At 45.5% G+C, this 7,695-nt stretch carries 2 protein-coding genes and 1 pseudogene; 2 read left to right on the top strand and 1 reads right to left on the bottom strand.

Translation table 11 applies throughout. The features are described 5' to 3' along the window. Positions 1-5,028, top strand: a 5,028-nt coding sequence (locus R7Z78_RS23955) for a VCBS domain-containing protein (RefSeq protein WP_169643900.1), incomplete at its 5' end; no start/stop codon positions are given. A gap of 84 nt (positions 5,029-5,112) precedes the next feature. Here the strand turns inward: R7Z78_RS23955 and R7Z78_RS23950 are convergent. Beyond that, on the bottom strand, positions 5,113-6,774 hold the full coding sequence (locus R7Z78_RS23950; RefSeq protein ID WP_140302005.1) for an electron transfer flavoprotein-ubiquinone oxidoreductase: 1,662 nt from the start codon (positions 6,772-6,774) through the stop codon (positions 5,113-5,115). Positions 6,775-7,052: 278 nt separating this feature from the next. Between R7Z78_RS23950 and R7Z78_RS23945 the strand changes: the two are divergent. Next, positions 7,053-7,619: pseudogene (locus R7Z78_RS23945) on the top strand (electron transfer flavoprotein subunit beta/FixA family protein); the annotation flags it as partial. Positions 7,620-7,695: the final 76 nt, after the last annotated feature.

Genomic DNA, 7,695 nt, shown 5'->3' with positions numbered 1-7,695 from the left:
GGCGCGGTTCAAGAAGACGTAACGCTGACCACTGGCGGCAACTTAAACGTGGATGACCCTGATGCAGGTGAAGCGGTCTTCCAACCGCAAACCGACGTGCAAGATGGCAACTGGGGTACGTTCTCTATCGATGCTGATGGCAACTGGACGTATGCGCTGAACAACAGTCACCCAGATGTGCAAGCGTTAGACGCCGATAGCGGTCCGGTGATTCGCACCATGACAGTGACGTCTGCGGATGGCACGACTCATGACGTGGTTGTGACTATTACAGGTAACAACGATGCTCCTGAATTTATTAGTGGAACGAATGATAGCCACGGCCTAGATGAAGATGGCAAAGCCGATACCGATAGTTACCAATTTAGCATTAATGAGAATGCTGTTGCTGGCGTAATTGGGCAGGTTGAGGCATTTGATGTCGATAAAGGTAGCAATGTAACTTATCAGTTAACCAACCATACTGACCTTTTTGAAATAAACAGTCACACAGGTGAGATCAGCGTTAAAAGTGGCGTAGTCTTTGACCATGAAACGTCAGATAGCTACCAACTATTGGTAGAAGCTGAAGACCAGTCTGGGGCAAAGGATACGGCTAACGTCAATGTCGTGATAAATGACATTAACGAAGCTCCAATCGCTGAAGATGACAAAGGTATTGAGAAAGAGACTAAGGTTTTAGATCACACGAACTGGGACGACAGTGCAGATATTAGTGTGGACTACTACATCGTTGATACCAACACAGGTAACAAAATCGGTGACGCTAACAAGGCGGATTACACTGGTGACGGTGGTACGCATAAGTTTGGGGTTAGCTCTTCCTTAGATGGTGGTACGGATCAGGTAAAAGACGGTCAAATTGGATTCGATGATGCTACTTCACACAGTGAGGCTATGCGTTTCACTTTCGCTGATGGACAAGTCGCAGATCATGCTAAAGTTCAAGTTGAAAATCTTTGGAGCTCTTGGGAGCCTGGAGTTGAGCGCGGTGTTTGGAAGGCTTACTACAAAGGTGAGGTTGTCGCTTCGGGAGTATTTGAAGGAACTGGCAATCGTAAGCAAGTTGTAAGTATTGATGCGGATGGTCGATATTTTGATAGCATTGAAATGTCAGCCGTGGGTTACAAAGATGGCTTGGTTGATCCTAAGGGGTCGGAGTACTTTGTAACACAAGTTTCTGCCGATTTGACGAGCTTTGATGAGGACTATCAAACAACAGGAGCCGGTATTCTAGAGCTGGATGTGTTAGCGAATGATAGCGATCCAGACGGTGACGAACTGACTATTATTAACTACCCACAAACAGAATATCTAAACTTAATAGATGGCAAATTGGTGTTTGATGCAGCCAAATATCTTGAATCATTGCCAGAAGATCAGCGCACGATTAAGACTGGGGAAATAAAGGAATACTCATTTGAATACGTCATTGAAGATGCGGATGGTCTGACTGATAAAGCTGAAGTAACAGTGCATGTAGTAGGTGAGCCTATTTCATTGGATGATTCGCATATCATGCTCGATGAGTCTGCAGTTGGTGCGAGTTCTGGCGTACATGCTGAAGGTGATTTAGTTGCCAACCTTGGTTCTGCATCAGATGCTGAGTTCCGATTTGATTCTGAACAGAATCTGGAGACCGTTACCAGTGAAGGCAAGCCAGTGGTGTTTGAAGTGAGTGATGATCGCGGTACTTTAACCGGATATGTTGGCTCAGGTGATGATAAGGTCAAAGTCATTGAAGCGAGCATTGATGGTAAAACTGGGCATTATACCGTCGAGCAATATGAGCCAGTAGATCACTCGGAACTCGGTGCTGACACATTAGATATCCCTGTTAGCGTTCAAGTGGATGCGGGTGGCCGAGTTGAAAATGCAACTTTGCACCTTGGTGTTGTTGACTCTCTACCTTCAGTTAATTCAGAGCACCATGAAATCATGGATGTTGATCCACAAAACAACAGTGTTGTTATCGCGTTAGATGCATCGGGTTCGATGTGGGATGACATGGTTAAAAACGAGCAAGGCGTTGAAGTTACTCGCTGGGACCTAGCACGCAGTGCAATTAAGACCATGTTTGAAAAGTATGATGATCTTGGTGACGTTCGATTTAAGATTGCGACGCACTCAGGTTATCCAGATGGTCAAACGTCTGAATGGCTAGAATCTGTGGATGAGATTGATGCTTACTTGGATTCAATTGGTCGTGGTGGCTGGACGCCATATAGCCAAGCGATTGACCAGGTAAATGCTGCCTTAACTGACCTTAGCCAAGAAACAGATGACACTAGCAATCATCAGCTTTACTTTATTTCGGATGGTGCGCCAAGCGACTTCAATTCATGGACAAATACGTCAGATCCGGCATATACAGAGTTGCGCGAGAGCTTAATGAAGTGGTCTACAGCAGACGATTTTGAAAGTGAGCAGCGCTACGAGTACTTAGCTAATGGTTGGGATCAACCGACAGACGCTGAGCAAAGCATCATTCTTGAAAATGCGATGGATCGCAGTATCGATTCGAGTGGTGCATCTTTAGAGAACATCTGGTCAATTGGTATTGGCGCTGGTGCGGATATGAAATATCTAGAACCAGTTGCAACCGATAAAGGCTCTGCACTGGTAGTAACTGATGACTCACAAATAGAGGGGCTTCTGAACAAAACAGTATCAGGGCAGCTTCAGAGCAATCTTCTAGATGATATTAATGGCGATAGCCAATGGGTGGATCAAATTGAAGTTGATGGTGAAACCTATCATTACAATAAAGCTGATGGCACAGTAAGTGCCAGTAATGGGGCAATTATCTCTCTACACTCGTTAGCAGAGATCGACACAGAGCATGGTACGCTAACTCTTAACTTTGAAAATGGTCGCTATGACTACAAAGCGACGAATGTTAAGGGTCATCAACAAGAAAAATTCAATATCACCGTTCTCGATGCAGACGGCGATACCGCGACTGGTGAAGTGACAATCGATATTCGAGATCGCGCTCCTGAGTTTATTAGCAATACTGATGCAGATCAGACTCATGGAACCGATGTCAGCGGTATGCCAACTGCGGATAATGCAACTTTTAACGTTGCAGAGCAGGAAGCTGGATTGTTGGTGGGTAAGGTTAAAGCTTTCGACCCTGATGGTGCAGATACCATTAAATACGAGCTAAGTGGCGGTGATGCCAATTTATTCCGCGTAGATTCAAATAGCGGTGAGATTTGGCTTAAAGACGGAGTTAAGCTAGACCACTCTGTTCAGGATAGTTATCAGTTGGAAGTCACGGCGACGGATGGTACGGACAAAGACACAACTCAGGTCACTCTAAATGTAACTGAAAACCATGCCCCAACTTCATCGCCAGTACATGGCTTTGCTGAAATGGAAGACTTGCCGATTAACAAAGTGACGGTTGTGTTTGATGAATCAAACAGTATGACTCGCACATTTGATGGGCAAAATACCGTCGGTAGTGAGGCTACTGCACCCAAGACAGAATCAAGAGCTTACAAAGCTGCGGAAGCCCTTCACTCAATGGTTGAGAACATGATTGAAGAGGGTGGGCAATCCAATACTTACATTCGTTTGGTTCGCTTTGATGGAGATACGTCTACACAGAGCTGGTTAACTTTAGATCAAGTAGAGGAAATGAGCCGTCCGCCTTTGCTGAATGGACGTGATTCCAATGATCCTGAATATCTCAGCGAAGTTGCCTCTTACGTGAGTCAATGGTGTGATATTAATCACGGTACGAACACAGACTACAGCAAGGCACTAGAAGCCGTCATGGCCTTCAATGAAATAGGAACTCAATTCCCTTGGCAAGATGGCTTAGATGAAAACGGCAATTTTGATTGGGATCTGTACTTGAAAGAACAGCCAATCGAAAGTAAAGAGACCATATTCTTTATCTCTGACGGTGCACCAAACCCTAAAGAAGGTGAAACAGCAGCTCCAGATTTGAATGAACGATGGGAAGACTATAAGCAAACGCATGATGCCAAAGTTTATGGTATTGGTATTGCAACGTCAGACAATGAAAGTGCAGCCCAAGCACTGGAAGAATTGAGCGACCAAGTTGTATTTATCGATTCTGGCGAGCAGTTAGGCCAATTCCTCAATCATTTTTCACCTGAACCAATTGCTGGTGAGTTGCTGTCAGGAAGCCAAGATGCAGATGGCGACATCATGACAGTCTCTTTGGCTGATGGGGATTTCACTCTTTTAAGTGCTGATTTGCATGATGTCACCGTCGACCAAGACCTTGTTTTTTCGACGAGTCAAGTCGATGGGAGCTTACATGTTGAAACGGCATTTGGCTTGTTAGAGGTCGAGTCAAACGGCAGTTACAGCTTTACACAAAGTGATAGCTTTACCTTAGAAGGTAACCAACAAGTTGATCTTAACTTTCTCTTTAAAGTGTCAGACGGAAGAGGCGGGGTGAGTGACAACGCCTTTACTCTAACACTTAGTGAATCAGGTGCAGACGTCGCTTCTACTGAGCGTCATGCTGTCATGGGTAATGACCTGGTCAACTTGCTTGATGGTAGTGAGACTATTGATATCATGCTGGGACAAGACGGTGAAGATACCTTAAATGGCGCTGCAGGCGATGACATCCTAGTGGGTGGTCTTGGCAATGACATTCTCATCGGAGGTTTAGGGAATGATATCCTAACGGGAGGTGAAGGGAGCGATACGTTTACTTTCACCAATGAGTCTTTAAGTTCTGAAGCATCTATGGATGTCATCAAAGACTTTAATCTCGGTGAAGATAAATTAGACTTGAGTGATATTGTTTCACCAGCAGATGATGATGTGGCGGCCATGGAAGCCTTGTTGGATCACGTCAGCGCTAGTTTTGATGGTGAACAGGATACCCTCAACCTAACGATTACTAATGAGACAGGCCAATCTACATCGGTCGCACTGGAGCACTTCGACATGTCTGGCCTAGAACTGGGCGCATCAGCGACCTCGCATGAAATTGTTGACCAGTTGTTCCAACATCACGTGTTTACAACGGACTAATAATTTATCTTTGGCAAGATAACCATTAATGTTAAGCGGCATCTGAACTATTCAGATGCCGTTTTATTTTGGTTAATCCAGGGACTACATATTCTGATAACTCGGTCCACCGCCACCTTCTGGTGCTTTCCATGTAATGTTTTGCGATGGATCTTTGATGTCACAGGTTTTGCAATGCACACAATTTGCGGCATTGATTTGGAATATTCGCTCGCCTTCGACTTCTACCACTTCATACACGCCAGCAGGGCAGTAGCGCTGGCTTGGCTCATCAAACTTCTTTAAATGGACTTGAATCGGAATATGAGGATAGGCGAGTTGCAAGTGGCAAGGCTGATTCTCTTCGTGTTGCGTACCTGACAAAAATACCGATGAAGGTTTATCGAAGCTGATTACGCCATCTGGTTTCGAGTATTGAATAGGTTGGCACTCGTCGGTTGGTTTCAGTTGTTCATGATCGTGCGAAGGATCTGTGACCGTCCACGGTATTGGTTTCTTTACCAGTGGCTGCCATAGATTGTGCTCGAAGGTGGAAAGTGCGCCGCCGATCACACTGCCGAACTTATGAATATTTGCACCAAAGTTGCGTGTGTCATTAAGTTCTTCATATAACCATGAATCTTCAAACTTGGTTTGGTAATCCGGTTCCGAATTGGATTCTGTGAATGCTTCAGCAATGGCTTCTGCGGCTAACAAACCGGATTTCATTGCAGTATGGCTGCCTTTGATTTTGGCGACGTTTAAGGTGCCCGCATCACAGCCAATCAATAAACCGCCGGGGAATTGCTGTCTCGGCAGAGAAGACAACCCTCCTTTCGCTATGGCTCTTGCGCCGTAAGCGATTCGGTGAGCGCCTTTCAAATGTTGCTCGATTGCAGGGTGGTGCTTAAAGCGTTGAAATTCGTCAAACGGACTCAAGTAAGGATTGCTGTAATTTAAGTCGACAATAAGCCCAACGGCGATTTGGTTGTTCTCCATGTGGTAGAGAAAACCGCCGCCTGTGGTGCTGGATTCACACAGAGGATACCCTGCAGAATGAATCACGCTGCCTGATTGACCTTTGGCATCGACAGGTAACTCCCAAATCTCTTTAAGCCCAAGCGCATAATGTTGCGATTGTTTATCATCGTCTAAACCAAATCGTTGAATGAGCTCTTTACCTAGATGACCTCGGCACCCCTCGGCGAATACGGTGTATTTGGCTTTTAGCTCGATACCTGCTTCAAAGTTGGGTTTGGCTTCTCCTTTCTTGTCCAAACCCATGTCGCTGGTGTTTACCCCTGTAACAGCGCCAAATGCATCGTAGTTAATCGTGGATGCGGCGAAACCGGGATAGACCTCGACACCAAGTGATTCTGCTTGTTCTGCTAACCAACGACATAAGTTCGCCAAGCTGATGACGTAGTTGTTTTCGTCATTGTGCATTGGGTTAGGTGTAAGAAAGTGGGGAACACGAACGTGATTAAGTTCTGTGGTTAGGTACAAGAAGGCATCGTTTTTTACAGCTGCGGAAAGAGGCGCGCCCATGCTTTGCCAATCAGGAAAAAGTTCATCCAGTGCACGTGTTTCGAATACCGCGCCAGATAAGATATGTGCACCAACTTCTGAACCTTTCTCTACCACACAAATAGACAGAGGTTCACCTTCACGTTCTTGATTGAGTTGCGCTAAGCGGCATGCTGCACTCAAACCAGCAGGTCCGGCGCCGACAATCACCACATCAAATTCCATGCATTCTCTTTCCATCTTCTTGCTTCCTTTATACGAAACCTTTCTTTGTGTTTTAGGTGCTTCTTCTATTACGCAGTGCTCGTATAAAGAACTATATTCCAGTTGACGTAAACGTAAACTAAACTAAGCTCAAATGGTAACGTCATAGGGCGTGATAAAGGTTTTGAGTGACGGTGTCATGATGTGTTTTTACCAAGCAAGGTTATGAAAAACCTGAGCTTTAATGCAAATCTTTGTCGCGCATGACCCAATTGCTAGGACGCGTATCGCTTTGCGATCTGCTAGGAGGGAATGTGAAAGTACTGGTTGCGATTAAACGTGTAATTGACCCTTACGTTAAAGTAAGAGTGAAATCTGATGGTTCCGGCGTGGAAACCAACAACGTGAAGATGACGATGAACCCATTCTGTGAAATTGCGGTGGAAGAGGCGGTACGCCTTAAAGAAGCTGGGGTAGCAGAAGAGGTGTTAGTGGTGTCGATTGGTGACACCAGTTGTCAGGAACAATTGCGCTCAGCGCTTGCATTAGGTGCGGATCGTGCGATTCATATTGATGTTGAACCGTCACCAGAACCGCTTGCGGTCGCGAAGTTACTTAAAGTCGTGATGGAACAAGAACAGGCTCAATTGGTGCTTCTGGGTAAACAGTCAATCGATACGGATAACAACCAAGTCGCGCAAATGTTGGCAGCACTGTCGAATCGTCCGCAGGGGACATTTGTATCGGAAGTGAAAGTAGAAGGGGAAACGGTTCTGGTTACACGAGAAATCGATGGTGGCTTAGAGACGCTCAAACTGGATCTGCCTGCGATCATCAGCACGGATTTGCGTTTGAATGAACCGCGTTACGCCTCGCTACCGTAAGCGTTCACCGAGGTATCTTGACTTACCAGATCTGAAGAAACATATGCAGTTTATAGATCAAAAACGTTTGGGT

It is taken from the genome of Vibrio sp. 1167 (genome assembly GCF_033340375.1).
GTDB classification, from domain to species: domain Bacteria; phylum Pseudomonadota; class Gammaproteobacteria; order Enterobacterales; family Vibrionaceae; genus Vibrio; species Vibrio alginolyticus.
This window is presented reverse-complemented; position numbering and strand designations above follow the sequence as displayed.